The organism is Streptomyces sp. ASQP_92 (assembly GCF_025399895.1).
Classification (GTDB): domain Bacteria; phylum Actinomycetota; class Actinomycetes; order Streptomycetales; family Streptomycetaceae; genus Streptomyces.
The window spans coordinates 1-20,598 of record NZ_JAODUA010000033.1; the positions used below are offsets into that span (position 1 = coordinate 1).

Annotated in this window: 16 protein-coding genes, 1 tRNA gene and 2 pseudogenes; 8 read left to right on the forward strand and 11 right to left on the reverse strand. The window is 67.6% G+C overall.

Features of this window, described 5'->3' with window-relative positions:
- Positions 1 to 370 (reverse strand): annotated as a pseudogene (locus N4G70_RS35060) (hypothetical protein); the annotation flags it as partial.
- Between the two features lie 1,931 nt (positions 371 to 2,301).
- Between N4G70_RS35060 and N4G70_RS35065 the strand changes: the two are divergent.
- The 3 genes from N4G70_RS35065 (at position 2,302) to tpg (ending at position 5,508) form a co-directional block, all read left to right on the forward strand.
- Complete coding sequence (locus N4G70_RS35065) at positions 2,302 to 2,577, forward strand: hypothetical protein (protein WP_261716834.1); 276 nt, start codon at positions 2,302 to 2,304, stop codon at positions 2,575 to 2,577.
- Positions 2,578 to 2,733: 156 nt separating this feature from the next.
- Entirely contained in the window at positions 2,734 to 4,944 is a 2,211-nt protein-coding gene (gene tap, locus N4G70_RS35070) for a telomere-associated protein Tap (RefSeq protein WP_261716835.1), read from the forward strand.
- A 6-nt stretch (positions 4,945 to 4,950) separates the two neighbouring features.
- A complete protein-coding gene (tpg, locus tag N4G70_RS35075) occupies positions 4,951 to 5,508 on the forward strand; it encodes a telomere-protecting terminal protein Tpg (protein WP_261716836.1) in 558 nt (185 codons plus the stop codon).
- Positions 5,509 to 5,914: 406 nt separating this feature from the next.
- Here the strand turns inward: tpg and N4G70_RS35080 are convergent, their stop codons facing one another.
- The 3 genes from N4G70_RS35080 to N4G70_RS35090 all read right to left on the reverse strand — a co-directional run bounded on the left by N4G70_RS35080 (position 5,915) and on the right by N4G70_RS35090 (position 8,405).
- The gene (locus N4G70_RS35080; RefSeq protein ID WP_261716837.1) at positions 5,915 to 6,313 is read right to left on the reverse strand and encodes a nuclear transport factor 2 family protein; all 399 of its coding nucleotides are present in this window, start codon (positions 6,311 to 6,313) and stop codon (positions 5,915 to 5,917) included.
- A 21-nt stretch (positions 6,314 to 6,334) separates the two neighbouring features.
- Positions 6,335 to 7,348 carry an NADPH:quinone reductase gene (locus N4G70_RS35085; RefSeq protein WP_261716838.1) on the reverse strand — a complete coding sequence of 338 codons (1,014 nt, stop codon included), beginning with the start codon at positions 7,346 to 7,348 and terminating at the stop codon, positions 6,335 to 6,337.
- A 544-nt stretch (positions 7,349 to 7,892) separates the two neighbouring features.
- Positions 7,893 to 8,405: a TetR/AcrR family transcriptional regulator gene (locus tag N4G70_RS35090; protein WP_261716839.1), complete on the reverse strand. Its 513-nt coding sequence runs from the start codon at positions 8,403 to 8,405 to the stop codon at positions 7,893 to 7,895.
- Between the two features lie 57 nt (positions 8,406 to 8,462).
- Here N4G70_RS35090 and N4G70_RS35095 point away from each other — a divergent pair, with 57 nt between their 5' ends.
- Positions 8,463 to 8,813 (forward strand): hypothetical protein, encoded by a 351-nt coding sequence (locus tag N4G70_RS35095; RefSeq protein WP_261716840.1) that lies wholly within the window; start codon positions 8,463 to 8,465, stop codon positions 8,811 to 8,813.
- A 15-nt stretch (positions 8,814 to 8,828) separates the two neighbouring features.
- Here the strand turns inward: N4G70_RS35095 and N4G70_RS35100 are convergent.
- Positions 8,829 to 8,963, reverse strand: a pseudogene (locus tag N4G70_RS35100) (IS5/IS1182 family transposase); the annotation flags it as partial.
- 437 nt (positions 8,964 to 9,400) lie between these two features.
- Between N4G70_RS35100 and N4G70_RS35105 the strand changes: the two are divergent.
- The gene (locus N4G70_RS35105; RefSeq protein WP_261716841.1) at positions 9,401 to 10,201 is read left to right on the forward strand and encodes a maleylpyruvate isomerase family mycothiol-dependent enzyme; all 801 of its coding nucleotides are present in this window, start codon (positions 9,401 to 9,403) and stop codon (positions 10,199 to 10,201) included.
- A 586-nt stretch (positions 10,202 to 10,787) separates the two neighbouring features.
- Here the strand turns inward: N4G70_RS35105 and N4G70_RS35110 are convergent.
- Entirely contained in the window at positions 10,788 to 10,922 is a 135-nt protein-coding gene (locus N4G70_RS35110) for a hypothetical protein (protein WP_261716842.1), read from the reverse strand.
- A gap of 382 nt (positions 10,923 to 11,304) precedes the next feature.
- On the opposite strand from N4G70_RS35110, the gene N4G70_RS35115 reads away from it, so the two are divergent.
- The 3 genes from N4G70_RS35115 (at position 11,305) to N4G70_RS35125 (ending at position 13,162) form a co-directional block, all read left to right on the forward strand.
- The gene (locus tag N4G70_RS35115) at positions 11,305 to 11,880 is read left to right on the forward strand and encodes a plasmid pRiA4b ORF-3 family protein (protein WP_261716843.1); all 576 of its coding nucleotides are present in this window, start codon (positions 11,305 to 11,307) and stop codon (positions 11,878 to 11,880) included.
- Positions 11,881 to 12,444: 564 nt separating this feature from the next.
- A tRNA-Trp gene (locus tag N4G70_RS35120) sits at positions 12,445 to 12,521 on the forward strand.
- Between the two features lie 89 nt (positions 12,522 to 12,610).
- A complete protein-coding gene (locus tag N4G70_RS35125; RefSeq protein ID WP_261716844.1) occupies positions 12,611 to 13,162 on the forward strand; it encodes a hypothetical protein in 552 nt (183 codons plus the stop codon).
- Between the two features lie 544 nt (positions 13,163 to 13,706).
- Here N4G70_RS35125 and N4G70_RS35130 read toward each other — a convergent pair.
- The 5 genes from N4G70_RS35130 to N4G70_RS35150 form a co-directional block, all read right to left on the reverse strand.
- A complete protein-coding gene (locus tag N4G70_RS35130) occupies positions 13,707 to 15,260 on the reverse strand; it encodes an FAD/NAD(P)-binding protein (protein ID WP_261716845.1) in 1,554 nt (517 codons plus the stop codon).
- Positions 15,261 to 15,269: 9 nt separating this feature from the next.
- A complete protein-coding gene (locus N4G70_RS35135; RefSeq protein ID WP_261716846.1) occupies positions 15,270 to 16,100 on the reverse strand; it encodes a methyltransferase domain-containing protein in 831 nt (276 codons plus the stop codon).
- Positions 16,097 to 17,347, reverse strand: coding sequence for an ATP-grasp domain-containing protein (locus N4G70_RS35140; RefSeq protein WP_261716847.1), 1,251 nt, complete (start codon positions 17,345 to 17,347; stop codon positions 16,097 to 16,099). Before N4G70_RS35140 ends, N4G70_RS35135 begins: the two co-directional genes overlap by 4 nt.
- 117 nt (positions 17,348 to 17,464) lie before the next feature.
- Entirely contained in the window at positions 17,465 to 19,660 is a 2,196-nt protein-coding gene (locus tag N4G70_RS35145; protein ID WP_261716848.1) for a trehalose-6-phosphate synthase, read from the reverse strand.
- Positions 19,661 to 19,689: 29 nt separating this feature from the next.
- Positions 19,690 to 20,583, reverse strand: coding sequence for a carbohydrate kinase family protein (locus N4G70_RS35150; RefSeq protein WP_261716849.1), 894 nt, complete (start codon positions 20,581 to 20,583; stop codon positions 19,690 to 19,692).
- Between the last annotated feature and the right edge of the window lie 15 nt (positions 20,584 to 20,598).

The window sequence follows — 20,598 nt, forward strand, 5'->3', positions numbered from 1 at the left end:
GGACGAAGGTGCGGTCCGTACGAACCACGGTGCATGTGTACGAGCGTTCCCTGAAAGAGATCTTGAGTGCCCGGGACTTGTTCCTGAAGGCCCGTCGATTGAAGTCCAAGGCCGCCTGCGTTCCGTCGATGAACAGCGAACTGTTCTCCAAGGACAGGGGGTGGAAGGAGTCCGAGCGGTACCGGACCTCCGGCACGTTCTCGCCCTGGACACGTAGTTCAGCCTTCGGGAGCTTCTTCCCTCTCAGAATCCTGTTCCTCGGCCGGATCGTGACCACCTTGCCGAAAGGGCCGACGATCCCCTCGAATCCGGTCTCGTTCTTCGTGCGGTAGTGGTGCAGCTCAAATATGAAGGCGTCGCTCATCTCCACCTGCCTGTGTCCCTATGAGGTCAGAACCAGTGTGACGGGTTCAGGTGCTTGGCCGCGCTCTTGGCTCCGCCGGCTCTTTCATGGCTCGACTTCGGGGACTTGTCGCCGACCCAGTTGGCTGTCTGCCCGCCCCGTCCTTGATGTCGTCCCAATGCTCGACCACGTTGGCCCCACCGTAGACAAGGCCGACGCCGACAGCCAGGCCGATGGTGACGGCGCCGGAGCGGGGCGATCAAGGCGGTGGTCACGGACGCGTTGGAGCCCACCTCCGCCCCATAGGCGACGTAACCCGCGCCCTTCTTCTGGTACGCCCCGATCGAGTTTCCCTGAACCACGACGTCAGCGAAGGGGACCCAGGTGGAGATGGATCGCGTGACATCCGGGCCATCACCCAGGCCCTGCCGCCCGAGTACGCCGATCAACTGTTCAGCGCACGGGAGCACGGCGCCACGGAAGCCCAGCCCCGGCAGATCGCGCCGCAGACGGCCTGGCCCGGAGTACTTCCGCGCCAACAACAGTCGGCACATGGCCTGGGCGTGGGGTTCGCCGACATGGAACGGCTCGACATCGAGCTGTAGGCCACCACGCCTTGAGCGCCAACGCTTCCCTCCGCCCCGTAACCGCTGCAACAGGGCCCTGTTGACGGGGGAATCGACCAGGGCGAGGGGACAGTATGAACAGGGCAGCCACAACCTCTGCGGCAGCAGTACTCGCGACGGCCGCGAGCAGCGCCGCGACCGCTTCGGCGACCTCCGTTATCGGCTTCGGGAACAGCGCCTACGGGAACGAATGCCGCAACATCACGGGCTTTCGCCCCGGGACCTCGACCGGAAGATCGTCGGGCATCGCCGCGGGACTGACCACTGCACTTCCTGTGGCCGGACCCACGAATCAGTGCGGAAACCTTGGCCTGCCGACCAATGCGTCCAAGCCAGTCACCTTCCCGATCTTCGTCCCCGCACAGCCTGACCCTCCCCTGGAGCCATCCTGATGAGAGACCTGTAGGCGCCTGCCCCGGCCCAATTAGCGCCGGTTGGGTCGGCTCGGGAATCCGGAACGAGGTGGCCATTCGTCACCCGCCTTCGTTGGTTTGGAGCGTGGGTCAGCAACGGGCAACTGGCCGGGTGATCCTGATCGGCGGGATCGGTCGCGGTACACCGGTCACCCTTCTGCGGTGTGTTGTGGATGTCTCGGCAGGGTGGGTCGGTGGCGTGTCTCGCTGCTCAGGCGATCGCGGACGCGAGTGCGGTTGTTCCGGCGCGTCGGAAGATCTTGCGGAGGTTGTGGCGGCGGCCAGCAGTTGCCACTCTCCGCAGGCGCCGTCCTCGCCGCGCATGAGGAGCTACCGACTTGCGTACTTCCAGGGCGACGGCGTCTGCGGTCAGGGCACCGCTCTTCACGGTCGCTGGGAGCCCTGCGACGAGTTGTTCGTGGGGCAGGTGGCGGCTGAGGAGGACTTCAATCAGGGCCCCGGTGTGTCGCGCTCGCAGTGGGTGCACCGCACTATCCCACCAGGCGTCATGGATCGGGGTGACCCGGCTTGCGGCCCGGGCCGTCCAGGGCTGTCGTGCCGGGCAAGGCGGCTTGGCTCGACGGTCGAGGCTGGTACGAGGCAGACCCCGCATGCGGTGACTTCGCCCCCGTGCCCTGGCCGGACGCGGCCTCGCGGCTGCAGCCGGCCAGGTTCTCCACCCCAGGGCCGATCCACGAGACCGCCGGCACCGTGCGCGGGACCGGTACGTCAACCAGGTCGGCAACAGTGTTCGATGCACCACCACCGGCAGCACCGACAGCGGGATCGCTTGGGGCGCTGTGACGTCCCAACCGCGCTTGGCGGTGACGAAGGCAGTGTCCCTCGACCTCCACAACGGAGGCCAATCCGGCATATCCGCAGTACAGCGCCTACTGGCTCATGAGGACCAACTGAGTTGATGGACAGGGAAGTTGCCGAACAACGAGCCGCCCGGTTTCTTGCGGAGCGGAGCCAGGCTTGGCTGTCTAGCAAGGTCCGCATAATCGTCGAGGACTGCTTTATCGACGCCGACCGGCTCCTTGCGCCCTACGACCGCATCGAGTTTCTTGACGAGGGTGATGAAGACGCTCAGCTTGGCGGTAATTTGCCGATCCGTGTCGACCTGAAGACAGGGGAGTGCTCTTTCGTCACATGGGAGGAACTCGATGACTTCATGGAGCGAGGTCTGTTCTGAGTGCCTTGCGAAGATCCTGTCCCCGGCTTCACCCCATGCCGGGCGCCACCACCCCTGGGGAAAGCGTGAACACCACCCGCCGCCATTTACGCTGTCCGTACGCGCTTGGTACGCGAAACGTGCGCTTCGCGCTAGGGTCGGGGCTGGAGGTGCTGTATGTCCGAGCTGTTCGACGCCGTTGACGCACTCATCGCGTCCCGCTCCCCGTTGCCGCCGGCGGCGGAACGCAAGCGGCTGCGCCAGGCGCACGGCCTGACCCTGGACGAGGTGGCCGGCGCTCTGGATGTGCGGCGGGCGACGGTCAGCGGTTGGGAGGCCGGCAGGACGGAGCCTCGGCCGCCGGAGCGTGACGCCTACGCTCGTATGCTCAAGCAGCTCGCCCAGCTCTACCCCGCCAACGCTCCGGCTCCCACGGAAGCCACCGCGGTTCCCGACACGCGCGCCCCCGCCCCTCTCGCACCGCCGGTAGCTGAAGCGGCCACAACCCGCGCAAGCTCCACAGCCCCTACCGCAAAGCCTGCTTCCCGGATCACCACACCGCGTCCCGCGGCTGTCCCGCCTGCGACCAGGCCGACGTCGCAGAGGGCGACGTCACAGAAGCCGGACGCGAGGAAGACCGCTGCGGCTGGGGATGCCGACGCGCGCTTCGAGAACGGACCGCTGGCCGTGGTCGACGTCATCGACGGTGAGGCGGTTGCGTACTGCGTTGGTGGTCTGGTTCTGGACGTGCCCGCGAAGTCGCTTCCCGCGCTGGTGGAGTGGACGCTACGCGAAGGGCGGCTCGGTCAGCCGAAGCTCGCCGGTCCGGGCAAGGACGCCGACCCACTGCTCGTGCTCACCGAGGCCGCGCTGGCGCGCTATGGCCTGCCCACGACGCTCACCAAGGAGGAGCGCCTGGCCGGACGGATTCCGGAGGGCCACAAGGTCATCAAGCAACTGGCCCGCGCGCACTGGCAGTTGACCAAGCGTGGGTTCGGGCCGTGGGCGCGCATCTATCGACCTGCGCAGGGTGCGGAGCGCTCCTGTGTGCAGCTGTGCATCCCGTCGTGGGACGCGCTCGACACCCGGCACTGGGCCGACGCCGCCCAGCTTCCGCCGGCCGAACTGGCCCGCGTCCTGGGCATGTACGCGGCCCGGGTGATGACGCCGCGCGGCTCGACCGCCGTCACGGGTCTGGAACTGATGACCGCCCTGCATCCGCCGACCCGCGCCTCCGAGCCCGACGCCGACGGCAGGCGGCATTCCGAGCACAACCCCGGCTCGCTGGGCAAGGAGCCGGTGGACTGCGCACCCTGCGAGGCACCTGACGGCCACCCGCTCCTGGCCGGCCTGCCGCGTTTCCACCAGCGCACCCCGGCCGAGGTCCTGGTGGAGGAGGCGTACGACTGGGCACGCCCGCTCACCGACGCCGAATGCCTTCGCCCCCACCTGGTGGGCATCGATGTGAACATGGCCTTCGCCGCCGGCGCGAACGGTCTCATCGTCGGTCTGGACGCGCCGGAGCACGTCAAGAACCCCGTCTTCGACGCGAAACTGCCCGGCTCCTGGCTGGTCGACCTGTCCCACGTCGACCTGTCCCGCGTAAAGCTCGCCAAGGACAAGTGGGCTGAGCTGGACGGCGCGTTGCTGCCCAGCCCGTTCACGCCGAAGGGCGAGCAGCCGCAGGGGCCGGCCTGGTACGCGACGCCGACCGTGGCGTACGCGGTGGAGCTCGGTTACGAGGTGCGCCCCATCGAGGCGTACGTCCGCCGCGACACCGGCCGCTACCTGGACGCCTGGTACAACCGGCTGCGGGATGCCTACATCGCGACGATGGCCGACCTCGGAGTGGGCGCGGACCTGACGCCGGAGGAGTTCCTGAAGGCGATGGACGGATACCGGCAGCGTGACCCCGAGTTGGCGATCGTCGTGTCCGCGATCAAGGCGACGGTGAAGGGCGGTATCGGCAAGCTGCGCGAACGCCCGCGCGGGGAGGGCTGGAAACCCGGACAGCCGTGGCGGGCCTTGGCCCGGCCCACCTGGCGCCCGGACATCCGCGCGGCGGTCATCTCCCGCACCCGGATCAACATGCACCGCAAGATCGTCAAGCATGCCGCCTTCACCGGCCAGTACCCGGTGGCCGTCCTCTCGGACTGCGCCGTCTACGCCTCCGACGGCCCTTCCCCGCTGGACTTCCTGCCCTACCGGGACGGCAAGCCGCTGCCGGGCGGCTTCAAGCTCGGCGTGAACCCCGGGCTGGTGAAATGGGAGGGCACCCAGAGTGTGCTGTGGGGCGAGGGCGTGCGCGAGGAGTTCAACGCCCCGGAGCTCAACCTCGCCCGGTACATCAAGGACGGCACCGTCACCGGCGCCGACCATGGGGAGTAGCAGCCGATGACCATGTTCGGGGACGGCCTGGACGCCGCGGTGCAGAAGGCGTTCACCCGTCCAGCGCCCAAGAGCGCGCCCGCGCAGATGCGCTACCTGGTCAAGCAACTGGGCGGCACGAAGGCGGTCGCGCAGATGCTGCGCATCTCCCAGCGCACCGTCGAACGGTACGTCAAGGCCCAGATCAAGAAGCCCCGTCCGGACCTCGCCGCGCGCCTGGAGCGCGAGGTGAAGGCCCGGTGGCAGCCGCAGATCCGGGCCAAGGCCAAGGCGAAGGCGGCGAGCACGGGCGGCATCGTCCTCGACGCCCGCGCCCGCATGGGCTACACCGCGCCGATCGGGTCGACCGACCAGGACCGCATCCGGCACCTGACGGTCGCCCTGCCGCCCCGCTTCGCCGCCCGCCTCTTCGACGCCCAGGAGGCCGGCGCAGGCGATGCCCAGCTCCAGGAGATCGCGGCCGAAGCGCTGAAGGAGGTCTACTTCCAGGACGGCGGCCGCCGCGCCGGCTCCCTGGAGGGGGTCCGGTTCACCGACATCGAGCATCTGGAGTTCGACCTGTAGCAGCCGCGCCCCGAGCAGCCCGTGAGCTCCTCCTCCGTCAGGGTGACACCGAAGCGGAACGGTCATGCTTGGCCCCGCCTGCCACACATCTCCTCCGAGCGGGCCTTGTACCGAGCGGAGACAGGCACGCAGTGGCAACGGGTCTTCGATCACGGCTCCCGGCGGGCCCGACACCACGCCTGTCCTCAGACCTCGGGATGACGGGCGTGGCCAGTCCGGGCCAGCCGTCAGGTTTCGTCCCGCCGAATCGAGAGGTCGGCCGGCAATCTCCGACGAAACCCACCAGGGCCCGGCCACGCGGCGTGCGGGGAGGTCCACTGCTCCACTGCTCGGGCTGTCCGTCCCCGGTACGGAAGCCGCGACAATCGCTCCCCCTCAAGACCTGGCAAGACCTGGCAAGACCTGGTCACATCACGACGTCAGTCTCCAGAGGACCCGCCGTAATGCGGAGGGTACGGACGCGGACCGGCTCTTCCCGGTCCAGGTAGAAGATGTGCATGAACGGGGCCCGCACCACCCGGTCCGGTGCGCTCTTCTTGGCCATCGTCGCCTCGCCGCGCAGCAGGTGGACGCCGTCGTCGGCGGCCCAGTACTCCAGAACCTTGTGGGTGATGTTGAGCGGAGCGTCGATTTTGACGAAGAACGCCTTGATGGCCTCGACGCCATGGAGGTGCTCGGTACCGAAGAACATGTCACTGGCCTCCGTCAGCGGCGCGAAGCCCTCGTCGAACTCCAGGGTGTCGATGGCGTCCATGAACTTCAGGACCCAGGCGGGTATGGCCGTCGCGTGCGCAGTGACTGACATGGTGTCGGTCTCCTGATCAGGTCACGGGATGTCGAGCAGGACCTTGCCGACCACGCCCTGTTCGAGCGCGGCATGTGCTTCAGCCGTGCGCTCCAGCGTGAAGTGGTGCAGGGGCATCCCCGCCTCCTCACCCACACGCAACGCACCTTCGTCCACGGCTGCCGCCACGTCGGTGAGGGCCTGCTGCTTCGCGGCAGGCGGCACGGTATAGACGAAGACGCTCTGCCAGCGCAGGTTGGCCGCCAACGAGGAGAGCACAGGGATGGAGAGCTGCTCGTTCTCGCCGGCTCCGTAGTACGCCACCACCGCTCCCCGGGCGGCCACCGAAATGTCGAGAGCGGAGTTGGCGCCCGGGGACACCTCCACGATGATGTCGACGCCCCCGGGGGCATAAGCGAGGATCTCCGCGGCCGCGTCCTGTGATCGGTAGTCGACCACGTGGTGGGCGCCTGCCGCGGCCGCCAGAGCGCCTTTGGCGGGTCCGCTGACCGTGGTGATCACGCGCGCTCCGGCCCAACGGGCAAGCTGGATGGCCGCGTTGCCGACGGCGCCCGCGCCGCCTGCCACCAGTACGGTCGCGCCCCGCAGGGTACCGGGCGCGATACGCCCTGGTCCGCCGTCATGAACTGTCAGCGTGCGGTGGGCGGTCAGGGCCGGGATACCCAGGGCGGCGCCGAGTTCGAACGAGGCATGGTCGGGCAGCTCGACGGCATGCCGGTCCGGCACGAGCGTGTACTGCTGTGCCGTCCCCCAGGGCCGCTCCCACGCGGCCTCCCAGATCCACACTCGTTCTCCGACCCGCGCTGGGTCAACCTGTGGTCCGACAGCGTCGATGACTCCGGCGCCGTCCTGGTGGGGCACCTGCTCGATCATGCCCGGCGGCAACGCACGTCTGCGGCTGCGCCAATCGGTGGGGTTGACACCCGAGACGTGCATACGGACCCGAACTTCGCCCGGACCGGGCTCGGCCACGGGGCGCTCGACGAGTTGGAGCACGTCGGGACCGCCGGCGGTCGTCCGGATGACGGACTTCATCTCTCACTCCTTCGCTCGCCCGGAATGCTGCCAGCGGGGGAACGCCGCTCTGCATGGGCCCCTCTGCGAACTTCCTTGCACAGCACGGTATTCCGGGGATCGCGCGGGTGGCCCTGGCTGGCCTGCCGCGCACCGAGGCGAACAGGCCGGTCGCGTAAAGCGCCAACTCGCCCCGCAGCCAGGTCGCTTCATGGGTATCCGCATATCGGCCATGCTGCGGACAGGCTCGATCGGGAGACTGAACGGAGTCCTGTCAGGCGGCCGCGACGGCGGTCGTTTGCCGGGCGGGCGGGCGTTCCGGGTCTGGCAGGGGGAGCGGTGCCGATCGGTGGCTGGGGGCGTAACTGACTGCGTTGCCCCTGTAGTGCTGCGGCGGGTTCAGCCTGCCAGTTGCTGGTGCCACTCGCGGAGCAGAGCTGTCTTCGTGGCTCGCAGAGGCATCCCGGCACCCGTGGCCGGGTGTCCGGGGGTGAGTGCGGTTTCCAGTGCGGCGTCGAGGGTGAGTGCGCGCGACGCCAGGTCGGACCCGGAGGAGGCGGGTGGGTCAGTGGTGACGGAGGGCGATGACGGTGTCCCGCAGCCGCGCCGATGTGGACAGGTTCTGTTGTGAGGGCTCTTCGCCGATCAGCGCCAGCGTGGCGCCCGTTGTCGTGGCGTGGATGACTCGGGTGGCCAGTGCCACCGGAATGCGAAGGCGCCCGGCCTCCGCGGCCCGGCCCAGCAGTCTCACCAGCAGGGCGTGTGCCTCGTGCGCTGCCCGTGGGCGCCGTCCGGGCCGCACGGTGCCGTACATGAGCATGTAGAACGCGGGGTGACGCAGCCCGAAGCCGACGTGCAGGTCCCAGCCGAGGTAAGGATCTGCCACCGGGCCGTCGGGCGTCTGGGCCAGTGCCTCCTGTTTCTCGGCCAGGTACATCTCGAAGCCGTAGGTGGCGAGCTCGCCCAGGAGTCCGTCCTTGTCGTCGAAAATCCGGCAGAACGCGGGGGCCCTGATGCCCGCGGCTGCGGTGACAGCGTGTGTGGAGACCGCTTCGCTGTCGCCCTCCGCCGCACCCACGACCTCAAGGCACTGTTCGGCGGATCATGTTCGGGCAGGGCCCGGTAGGTTGTCTGCATGTCTTCAGCACTTGTTGTTGGTTACGACCCGCATGCGATACCTGGCGTCGACGGGGATGCGCTTCGCGCGGCTCTCGACGCGGAGCTGGCCCGGTTCGGCGAGCACGGCATCGACGCGGCCATGACGCTGGTCGCGTTCGACGAATCAGCCGAGTCCACCCTCATCACGTCGCTGGCCAGGCATCCGTGGGATGTTGTGGTCGTTGGTGGCGGGATCCGCAAGGCCGAGCCATTGCTTCCGCTGTTCGAGCAGGTCGTAAACCTGATCCGCCGTCATGCGCCGCAGGCTGCTATCGCGTTCAACACCAGCGGAGGCGACAGCGTCGAGGCGGCACAGCGGTGGCTGTGAATTCGGCCCGTCCGATCACGTCCTGAGCCACAGGCGGATCGCGGCCACGGTGACGGTGCCGTGCAAGACGTACGCGGGCTTGCCATACCTCGGGGCCACGGCGCGGGAGTTCACGAGGGCATTGATCGTCCGTTCGACCTCGTTTCTTCTGTTGTCGTCGCACATCGTTCTGAGTTGTTGCTGTGGCTTCGAGCTGGGATTTCGCAGTTTTCCTGAGTGTTTTTTCTGAGTGTTGTTCGCGGCGCCCCGGGGTGTGGTTCTGAGTGGGGCCGTGGTGGCTGTCCTGTGTGTATGTCGCCTGTGCAGGTGGGTTGAGCGTGGTGCAGTTCTGGCGGGCTGCTACGTGACGGCGGTTCAGGTGGTGTCGGGGTGGGTGAGGTCCTCGTGGGTGAGGCCGACATGGGTGGCTTTGCCTGCTTTGCTGACGGTGGTGGGTGGCAGGAGGCGGATGTGGATGAAGTAGACGCGGACGCTGGAGATTTCGGTGTACGGGGGGCAGCGGGAGGCGAGGACGTCCGCAAGGGCCGACCGGCGGCGGCTGTGAAAATCGCTGTCCGATCACCGGAGCACGGTGATAGACATCGGGTGTGGAAAAGAATCTTGAGTTCCCTGACCTGTTGCGACTGATCGATGAACGGTCTACCGCGTTCCGTGCCGTGGTCGCCGCCGCGCCCGGTCTCGACGCACAGGTGCCGACCTGTCCCGGGTGGACGCTGTTCGATCTGGTGAAGCACCTGGGTGGGGGAGACCGTTTCTGGGCCGCCATCGTAGGCGCGGGGCCTGCCGACGCGCCTCCGGCCGAGGCCGTCGCCGCGCGTGCCGCGCTGGAAGTGTCTCAGGAGCGTGAGGCGTTGCTGTCCTGGCTGGACGCGTCGACGGAGCTTCTGCTGGGCGCTCTGCGTGAGGCGGGACCGGAGAGCGGGTGCTGGACGTGGTGGCCCGCGTCGCAGTCACCGCAGACCGCCGGCGGCACCGCGCGGCACCGGGTCCAGGAGACCGCGGTGCACACCTACGACGCTCAGCTCGCCGGGGGTGCCCCGCAGCCGCTGCCGGTCGAGGTGGCACTCGATGGTGTGGAGGAGTTCCTGTTCACCGTCTGCGGAACGCCGAGTGCCTGGCCGCACAAGCCCACGGCCTTCGACTTCCACACCGCCGAGGGCCGCTCCTGGCGCCTCACCGTCGACGGCGACGGCGCACGCACAACCCGTATCCCCGCGCCCACCACGGCGACCGGCGAGGACTCGGACGCAGCCGGCGCCTCCGTCCACGGCACGGCCAGTGAACTGGTCCTCTACCTGTACGACCGGATCAAGGCCGACTCCTTGCGCGTCGACGGAGACGCAGGGCTGCTCGACCTGCTCCGCGCCTGGGAGCCGGAGGAGAAGTAGAACGTAGCCGGGCGTGGTTGGCCGCGCATCGAGTCAGTAGGACGCGATTTCTCGCCGGGTTCGTCAGTCGCGGGCTCAAGCCCGCGAGGCGGCCTCGGCGCGTTGCCAAGCCGACGTCTACTTGGTCAGGGCTCGAAGTCACGACCTCCGCACGATCAGAGACGAGTACTTCGACAGCCGGGCACCCGCCGACCGGCTCGCTCTCCGCGAGCCGGCGGTTCTGCGTCGAGCCGACCCCTGTCCGCGCTTCTGGCCCCGCTAACCCGCCGGGTGATCATTCGTCAGGTAGGCAATGGGTAGCTGTTCTTCTCCTCAACCCGCTCAGCGGCTACTTCCGCTCCCGCCATCGGTGTCCCCACCGCGGGTTCCGGCGTGGGGGATCCAAGTGAGCATGTCTGGCCAGCACCTGAGCGGCTGATGGGGCAACATGACGAAGAGCCTCATCAACCGCACCGTTCACGCTCTGTGGGGGCGGTTGGCCGGGCCTGATCACTACTTTGGTTGTGTCGGTCGGGGAAACCTGTATCGACGCAGCCAGCGCCCTTTACCGCAGCCGGCCGCCGCGCTCGGTGGTGCTTTCGATGGATTAGAAGACCGCGATGGCCGCCCGCTTGTGCAGGCACCCCGACCAGCCACCCGCCCCCAGGCGGGCGCGGTGCCGGGAGTTCGAGTACATCCACTGCGGCACCGTTTCGGTCACCGCCGCACTGGAGGTGCGCACCGGGCAGGTGGTGGAGGAGTTGTCGCGTAACGACTCCGCGCACTTCGTCCGGTTCCTGGCCCGTCTGGACGGTGCATCCCGGCAGGGCCGACAATCCATCTGGTCTCGAGCGACGGCTCCTCGCACACCTTCAAGGCCACTCGTGCCTGGCTGGCTGGCGAAGCGTCCGCGGATCGTGGTGCACTACAGCCCCAAGCAACGCCTCCGGCCTCAACCAGGTGGAGATCTTCTTCTCCCTCATGGCCCGCCGCCGTGCTGAGCCGCGGCGAATTCTCCTCCCGCACCAACCTGCTGGAGAAGGTCATGGATCTCGCCATCGTCCATACCGAGACGGCTCGCCCGTTCCGTTGAAAATACGAAGGGCGGCCCCGCCAGACTGGGGATGAGAGCCCCACCGCTGCGAAGGACCCGTGCCACGCCCGCTGACTCCGTTCTGCAGATTAAGGTCACCCTGGTCGATGTCCGCCCGCCGATCTGGCGGCGGCTGCAGGTCCCGGCCGACGTCACGCTCGACCGCCTGCACCTGGTGATACAGAGAGCGATGGGCTGGGAGAACGACCACATGCACCTCTTCCAGACCGCGGCCGGGGACTACGGGCACCGCGACAGCGAGCTCGGGCACCGTGACGAGCGCAAGGTCCCGCTCTACGCGGTCGCTCCCGCCGTCGGGGACAAGATCAGCTACATTTACGACTTCGGTGACCACTGGGTGCACCGCATCGAAGTGGAGAAGGTCCTGCCCAAGGACTCGGGCACCACCTACCCCCGCTGCCTGACCGGCCGCCGGGCCTGCACACCGGAGGACTGCGGCGGCACATGGGGCTACGCGAACCTCATCGAGGCCATCAGCGACCCCGGGCACGAAGAACACGACGAACTCCTGGAATGGGTTGGCGGCGCCTTCGACCCCAATCGGTTCGACGCCGAGGACATCAACAGGCGCCTCACGGCCCGATAGCCGGCAGCGGAACCTCAGCGGCGCAGCACCAGCCTGCAAGCGTGCATCAGGATTGAAGGCGCGACCGACGACCAGGTCCGCCACGTACGGCCGGGGCGCCCGCTCGGTGAGTTTCTCCAGCCTGTGTGGTGTCCTGCGCTGCATCTGGCCTGCTCAGATGGAGGTTGGAAACGCTCAGTGCCCACTAGGGCTTCGGATTGGTTCCGTTCGGCGATGGCGGTTGGGGCTATGCGCGCACGGTCCGAAGCCACTTCACCAAACGGCTCCTGGCCCGGCGCTGCGAACATCACGGCACCCCTGCCGCCGCCGACGCAGCCGTGCCCGACTGGCACACCTGCGATCCCGAGCGGCAACCGAGACCACCCGGTCACTGCGGCTGCGGCCGGCCCAGGGGCGGCCACTGACGCCTCAAAGGTTCCGAGGTCGCTGAACTCGCGCGACGCATACCGTACTTGAGCGGCAGATCGGTCTCGGCGCCGAAAGCGAAGGCCGGGTCGCACGGGGGGCGTGCGGGAAACGCGGTGGAGGCCGGTGGGGTGTGCGTGACAGAGTGGGCCTCGTTGAAGGGGTGTAGCTCAGTTGGCCAGAGCGCCGGTCTCCAAAACCGGATGCCGCAGGTTCGATTCCTGCCACCCCTGCCACCCAGCCATCTCTACCATCCAGGGCATCTCGCCGTTTCCGTCCGCCTCGGCATGCGGCGCGGGCCCGACGGCACTCCGAGGAACAGCAGTTGACACCGTATTCCCTGGCGTTCTACGTGAACGTCGTCAGCACCGGCACCCTGCTCGGGGCACGTCCCACGGACACTCCCGAACGTGTCGCTGAGGCCATGGGATCACGCTTTGGCGAGAACAGTTTCGATCCGCGGAGCATGTGGCGCGACTACGGCTTGGTGGAGTTCTTCTGGCAGCGTGCCGATGCCGGTGAGCCCTGGGTGGGGCACCATTTCACTGTGCAGGTCCACCGGCTCGCCCACCGGGACCGCACCCTGATCGGCGAGACGCTCCGCGAGCGGTACGGGCGGTTCACGCCCAGGCTCCGGTTCGAGAAGCTGCGGCGGTTGCTGGAGCGGCGCGGTGTGCCTCTGGTGGAGGTCCCGGACCCGGCGAACGCACCGTACTACCGGGTGTTCTGGCAACCGGAGTCCAAGGTGGCCGTCACGGTCATCGCCGGCTACGGCGAATACACCACCCCGGACAATCTGCGCGTAGGCGACGTTTACAGCATCATCGCCCCCATGACCGACGCGGAGGTGGAGTGGCGCAAAGCGCAGGCCGCGTGATCCGGCAGGCCTCGCCGCATAGCGAACGCGCCGACTTCTCAGCGCCTGTTGGGCCCCTCACACCACCCTCCGAGGAGAATCGTGCAATCATCGCCCCCCCCACCGCGACATGGAAATTTTCTTGACGGTCGTCGGTGAGCACCTAGTGCAGGCTGACGCCGACGTATCCATCGACCTCTTCACCGATGAAGAAATCACCGAGCTGTTTCCAACCTGACGGCGGTGTCCGTCACTTGGGCGGCTCTGCAGCGCGATGAAGCTCCTGGTAGGAGGTGTCACGACCAAGATCCACCGTGCCCCACCAGGAGCTTCGCGAGCTTGGCTACCCGTCGTCGATTGATCTGTCCAGCCGCGCCCTGCGATGCCTGAGCGCTCAACTGCATGCCCGGCTGCGGGAGGTGGGAACGCGCTGGCGGCGTCTGCCCGCGGACCGACAGGTTCCGCCACGGAGTCATGTTCATACGAAGGCCGCAGAGGTGATTGTGCTCGACCACGATGCCCGGCGGGACGCCTTCGACTTTGCGTCCCGCGTCCGGGAGGACTTCTACGGATGCTTGACCCGGCGCGGTGACACCTGGGTAAGTAGACCTGGTGGGGGCGGGGCCATGCTGGGTGAGGCATCGGCGGCAATCGCCGCGGCGACTGCTTCGCTGCGCCATACGAGCATCGGTATGCCGGACAGGTAGTAGTGGGTGCCGCTGGTGAGGTGGCCCAGGGCGAGTAGCGATGGCTGGGGCCTGCCGCTGCGGTCGATGAGTCGTCCGGTTTCTGGCTGCACGCGCAAGCCGCCGTCCGGGTGCTGTTGTCCGCACCCGTTACGGATCACCGCGTCCATCAGTTCATCGGGCGTGGCCGGGTGGGCCGCCGGTGGTGCGGTAGCGGCGGCGATCACAACGTCGGCTTCCACCGTGTCGTGCTGCGCTGTGATCCGGAACCCCTGCTCCGCCGGCGTGATCTTCTGAAGGCCTCGCAGGACCTGCAACTGACCGCTGTCCGCCGTCTCGACGAGTGTGTTGGCTGTTGCGGCCGGCATGGGGGAGGTGAAGCTGGCCCATAGCCGGTGGTAGCGGCGGAGGAACTGCTGCCGATCGCTGCGGGGCAGAGCTGGCCACCAATAGTGCACGGTGGTGATCAGAGCCCAGGTGGCTACTTGGAGCCAGTCGACGTTCGGTACGTGTTCCCGGTCGGTGAGTTGTCGGCGCACACGCCTCAATCCCCAGTCCGCCATGGACATCTCGGAGGCGATTTGCCCTGGCGTGGCCCCTGCGCGAAGTGCTTCTTCCCGGGCCAGAGCAGCCACCGTCGACAGGCGAAGAGGTGAGGACGAGCGCTCAAGGCGGTCCCGAACGGTCTCTGGGGTCAGCAGTGACGGCCGCCCGACCTGCCGTGGGCGGCGTACGGCGGCAAGGATGCCGTCACGGGAGAGCAGCGTGATCCGCCCCTGATGGCTTTGGGCGCGCAGTCCGAGGACGGTGTCGACGGCGGTGAGCCCGCAGCCGATGACGGCCACGGAGGCCGACGGATGAATGGTGCCCAGAGTGGAGGCCACGGGGTAGGGGCGGCTGATGTAGGAGGGGTGACCGGCGAGTTCGTAGGGGTCGTAGCCGAACGGTTCCGACGGTTCTCCAACACACAGCACTGTGTAGTCGCATGGGACGGTAGCCCCGTCTTCCAGGCCGACCAGTGTCTTGTGACCGTCGAGCGCGACACTCACGGCGCGTCGGTGCAGCCATTCGACACGCCAGCCGGAGGCCGCCAGGCCGTCCAGGGTCTGAGAGAGGGTTTCCTCGAGGTAGCGGCCGTAGACATGCCGAGGCGGGAAGCTCTCCTGCGTCCACCAGCGGGAGGAACAGCTCTCGCCGTGGTGGCGGGCGAGCCACCGCTGGGCGTGCTGTGGGTCGTTCGGGTTCAGCGTCATCATGGTGGGCGGGGCGTTCACCACGATCTCGTCCCGGTCCATCCTGTATGCCCTGCCGCGCCACAGCTGATCCGAGGGCTCCACGATCACGAGGTCGACGGGGCGAGAGCCGAGTGCGCGGGCGAGCGCCATGACGAGACAGGCCGCGGCCGTGCCTCCGCCCACTATGCAGATACGCATGCGCAGCTCCTAGGCTTTCGGGGGCGTTGTGCTGGCGGATGGGCGCCTTCGAGCCAGCGCGAAGCGGTAGGTGATGCTGCCGAGGAACCCTTCCTCGTGCGCCCTGCGTCGCGCTTCGTCCTTGAGTGAGCGGGCGAGGTCTTTGCCGATCGTTCCGCTGTCGAACAGGGAGTCCACGCCTCGGTCGATGATGGTGTAGGCGTAGTCCGAGTGCGCAGCGGTGTAGTCGTGGGCGCCTGCCTGCTTGAGCTGGAAGCCTGCCGCCTTCAGCAGGCGGGGGAGGGATCGCAGGTCGTGCGTGTTCACGACGTACTGTGCGCGCCAGGCGTCCACGCAAGCGTTCAGCGGATCGTGTGGGCCCAGCGAGAAGTCCGCCGATGCGTAGTCGCCGTCCAGCACGGCGACTTGTCCTCCCGGACGGCACACCCTGTACGCCTCCTGGAGCACCGAGCGGATGTCCGGTGTGTGGCTGAGCAACGTGTACATGAGGACCGTCGAGAACGACTCATCTGCGAACGGCAGCCGGTGCGCGTCGGCTGCCAGGAGCTTGGGTTTCCCGGCCGTTCCGCCCGCTTGGCCGGCCATCCTCAACAGGTCGACGCTGTGGTCGATGCCGACCACTGTGGCGGCGGGTGCCCGGTCGCAGAGGTCGGCGAGAAGCTCGCCGGAACCACAGCCGATCTCCAGCAGCGGCCCGGAGGTGACATCGACGGCCGTGAGGAAGCGCTGCAACATCCGGTACTGAGTTGGGTCCTGTTTGCGGGAGTGCAGTACTGATGCAATCTGCTGTGTGGTCTCGCTGTCGCACGTCGCCAGCGAGGAGAACACGTCATCGTTCATCGACGCTCACTGCCCGTGGTCGGTGCAGCCTCGACGCGGAAGAGGGCCGCTTCGTCCTCCAGTCTGCTCAGCGCCTCAAGAGACTGCAGGACTACAGCCTCCTCGGGATGGACGAAGTAGACGATCCCTGTCTTGCCCTTGGTCAGGGTGTTCTTGTGGATCGGTTGCCCGACGTGCGGCAGTCCCTGCACGCTGTGGAAGCCCGGGAGCCTGCGCACGGATGACAAACCTGGCACCGCTGCCAGAACTCCGGACTCCCAGCAACGTACGAACGCCTTGCCCATCACCTGCGGCGGGGCGTAGGCGTCGGAGGAACGGGCCTTGAACGAGGTGGGGTCGCCGAGGCTCTCTGCGAGTAAGTGCTGCTGGCTGGTGCCGAACGCGGCGAAGTAGGGATCGGGATGGAGCACCGGTCCCAGGATGCGCGCATTGACCTCGATGAGGCGCGGGCCGTCAGGGGTGAGGCGCACGTCCGCATTGGCCGCGCCCTGACGGATACCCAGAGCGTCCAGGCAGTCGAGGGTGTAGGACACCAACTCCCGTTCGGCTGCACCAAGGCTGGGGCAGCTGACGTTGTACCGGCGCACAGGAAGGCCGTCGAGTTCGGCGATGACACTTCGGGTCACCTCACACACCACGTGCTGGCCGTCCAGCGTCACCGTCGTCACCACGTACTGCTCACCCTGAAGATATTGCTGGACGAGCGCCGTGTCGTTCGGCAGGCCCACGAGGTTCATCTGGTGGTGAATGTCCAGGAAGTGGGCCACCGCCTCTGCTTCCGTCCAGCACACCCTGCAACCGTCGCTGCCGGAGCTTTGGCTGGGTTTGACGACCACGGGTAACCCAAGGTGTTGAAGAGCCCCGGTCAGGTCTTCCACTGTTGCCACTGCGGCCTGACCCGCGCAGGGCACTCCGGCTTGTCGCAGAGCTTCGCCCATCAGCGCCTTGTCCCGCCGCGCGGCAGCCGTATCGTCTTCGTTGCGCGCCAGGCCCAGGGCTGCTGCAAGATCATGAGCCAACGAGACGCCGAACTCGCTTGCAGGAACGACGTGTTGGATACCCCGATGACGCAGGGCTGCGGCTGTGTCAGCCATGTTTTCGCTCGCGATCAGGACGGGCGCGCTCGTGTCACGTCTGGCCGTCTTCGAGAACCGCTTCTCGTACAGGTGCACGCAGTCCTGGCCACGCTCCCTGAGGGCGGAGGAGAGGAAGACGCCGCTGGAAAGGGGGTCGACCAAAGCGATCATGGTGGTCCTCTTGCTTACGAAGTGGTGGACGCACCGTTCATCTCGCAGCGGTAGCTGTCCAGGTGGGTGTGTGGATGTGTCCCTTTGTGGCTGACAAGTCGAATCGAAGGCGGCGCGTCACTGTTTGGTGGCCGAAACCGTCCTCCCGGTTTCGGTGACGAGCCCCGCCCCTTGCGGCGCCGCCGTTCGAACGGTCGGGTCTGGCGATTGTCCGGGCCTCTCGCGGATGGCCGCGATCACTGCGCGGGCCCAGTCGGCGGGTGGGGCGGCGTCGAGCAGGTGCATCAGGTGGGCCGTGTTCGCCGTGCGATGAGAGGGGGCCATTGTCAGGGCGGTGTGCAGGGTGTCGACGAGGTCCTGCGGGTCGTGCGGGTCGGTGAGCAGCGCCGCGTTCCCGAGTTGCTGGGCGATACCGGTGTGGCAGGACAGGACGAGGATGCCTGCGCGTTCGGTGGCGACTTGGGCTGTGAGGTATTCCTGGACGGTGAGGTTCATCCCGTCCGCCAGGGAGGTCACCCAGAAGACGCCGGCTGCCAGATAGTGGTCCACGACCTCGGTGAAGGGGAGCGATCGGGGGATGTATTCCACCGGCTGCCATTCACTGGTGCCCCATCGGGCATTGAGGGTGGTGATGGCCTGCTGAAGTTCGATGCGAGTTGCCTCGTAGGCGTGGATGCCGGGTTCAGGTGGCGGGCAAACGAGCCGCAAGCGCAGGCGGCCGCGCAGTTCCGGTTGGCGGTCGAGGAGGGTCGCGACGGCGCGGATCTTGTGAACGGGCGCCTTGGCGTAGTCCAGGCGTTCCACGGACAGCACCAACAGGCTGTCCGTGACGGCGACTTGAGGGGTACGGGAGCGTGCCAGGGCTGCGACGGCGGTCTGGTCGATGCCCAGGGGATGGACACCGGTGCGCGGCACTGTGGTGCTGTCTTGCAGGAGCTTATGGAAGTGGTCGGCGAAGGCGGCCGTGTGGAAGCCTGCCCAGTCCAGTTGGGCGAGGGAGGCGCGCAGTTGTTCGGCGACGGGCAGGGCACGGAAGACGTCGGGCGGAGGAAAGGGGGTGTGGTGGAACAGGCCGATGGTCACGTCAGGCCGGGCGCGCTTGAGGAGGCCGGGGACGAGCCAGAGGTTGTAGTCGTGCAGCCACACGGTTGCGCCCTGGGCGGCGTGGGCGCTGATGTGGTCGGCGAAGGCGGCGTTGACGTGCTCGTAGTCGGCCCAGTGAGCGGGATCGTGATGGATGAGGTGAGGCTGGGACATGAGCGCCGGCCACAGCATTTCTTTGCAGGCCCGGTGGAAGTACCCGGCCCAGCGGGACGCCTGCACGGGCAGCAGCGCCATCGGCAGGTGGCCGGGGAACGAGGCGGGCCAGGAATCGTGGCCTTCTGCGGCGACCGCGGCGGCCCACACAGCGCGCAGGTCGCCATCGCTGGTCGTGCTGCCGAAGACGGATGTCAGGGTGGGCAGGATGCCGTTGGGGCTGGAGGGCCGTTCCCACCGTCCTCCCGCCCAGCGAGCAGGCGCGCGGTGGTAGCAGATGACGACAGGTGGGGGCGGCTCGATCCAGTTGAGTTGCTGGAGCGTTGAGAGGATGGCGGCGGCCCCATCGAGAGGGGAGCGGTGGATCAGGGGGCCTTGGGGGGCCTGTTCGGTGAGGGACGCCTCGGCGTTACCCACGATGACACCGTGAGAGCGGAGGTGGAACAGTGACAGGTCATTGAGCGAGTCACCTGCAACGAGCAGGCTGGACAAGGGCCATTGGTGCCTGTCCATGAGCAGCTGAACGGCGGGTCCCTTGCCCGCATGTGGGGGCAGGACGTCGAAGTAGCGTTCTTCGCTGTAGGACCAGCTGCATCCCATGTTCTCCACTGCCGACGTGAGGGCGCCGGTCAGCCTTTCGGGAGCCAGGAAGAACGAGCAGCGGCCATCCTGTGCGACGTCCTGGTAGGCGAGTTGGGGAAAGCCGCGCAGTGCCTCCCGGACGAGTGCGGGCCCGGGCCACCCCATCCGCAGGCGGTGTTCCAGCGCGTCGACGTGGCTCATGTCGGTGGCGTCGATGACGCTGGCACCGACGTCGGCCACAATCCACCGGGGTGAGGGAAGCAGCGGGTCCTGGCGCAGCAGTGTCCGCACAGAGTTCAGGCTGCGGCCCGTGGCGAAAACGACACTGATCTCCGGGTGACGCTCCAGAGCACGGCGCAGTTGAAGACGGCTCTCCTGGTCGCCGCCCAGCAATGTGCCGTCCAGGTCAGTGACCAGGACTCTTTGGCCCGCAGAAGCGTGTCCGCCACGCGCCCGGCTTTCGTTGGAGTTCATGACGGCCCCCTGCTCTTGTGGTTCCACGTTCAGTGCGGCAGCCGGGTCAGCCAGGCTGTGAGCTCGGGGGCGGTGAGCGCGTTGCTGGAGCCCGGGCCGGTAACGGAAGCGGCTCCGCAGGCCACGGCTGCTGCCAGGCAGTCGTTCAGCGGGCTGCCCTCCATCCACTGGTGCACGAAGCCCACGTTGAAGCAGTCTCCGGCTCCCGTCGTGTCCACGACCGGCACCGTGAGCGAGTCTTGAGATGCCCGAAGCCCTTTCGTTGCGGCCACCGCGCCTGCCGGACCACGTTTGATCACCACCGTGGGCACTAACTCGCAGAGCAGTTCCAGTGCCTTCTCGACCGTGCCGGCCCCGGTCACCCGCAGCGCTTCTGACTCGTTGGGCGCGAACACGTCCACCTGCCCCAGGGCCTTGCGCACGTCGTCCATGCCGATGTGGCCGGCATAGTCCTGGCAGTCCATGAACACCCGGGTCTCGTGCTGAGCAGCCATCTCCAGCGCGTCTGTGGTCTCCGGGCCGAACTGAAGGAAGGGGAGCATCACCACCGACGGACGGAACCTATCGATCAACTCTGCGAGAGGGCGTGCCGTGATGGGGTCCTCGTGGGCGATCATTGCCCGGTCCTTCCTATCGGACAAGGCCACCGTCACATTGCGCACAGGGCGTGGGTGATGGCGGAAGCCTGCCTCGTCCATGCCTTCTTGGCGCGCTGCGGCCAGGACCTCACGGCTGAAGACATCCGTGCCGAAATCGGCCGCCCACACGGTCTGCCGCCCCAGCCGGTGCAGCCCCATCGCCAAGGTGAACGCCCCTCCGGGCACCATGTCCAGTCCATCGGCCCACACCTCGGCCCCCGCCCTCACCGCGCCGCGCAGATCCGTGAGGACCAGGTCGACCGCGTAGGCCCCGGCGATGAGCACCGCCTCTTTGGCTCG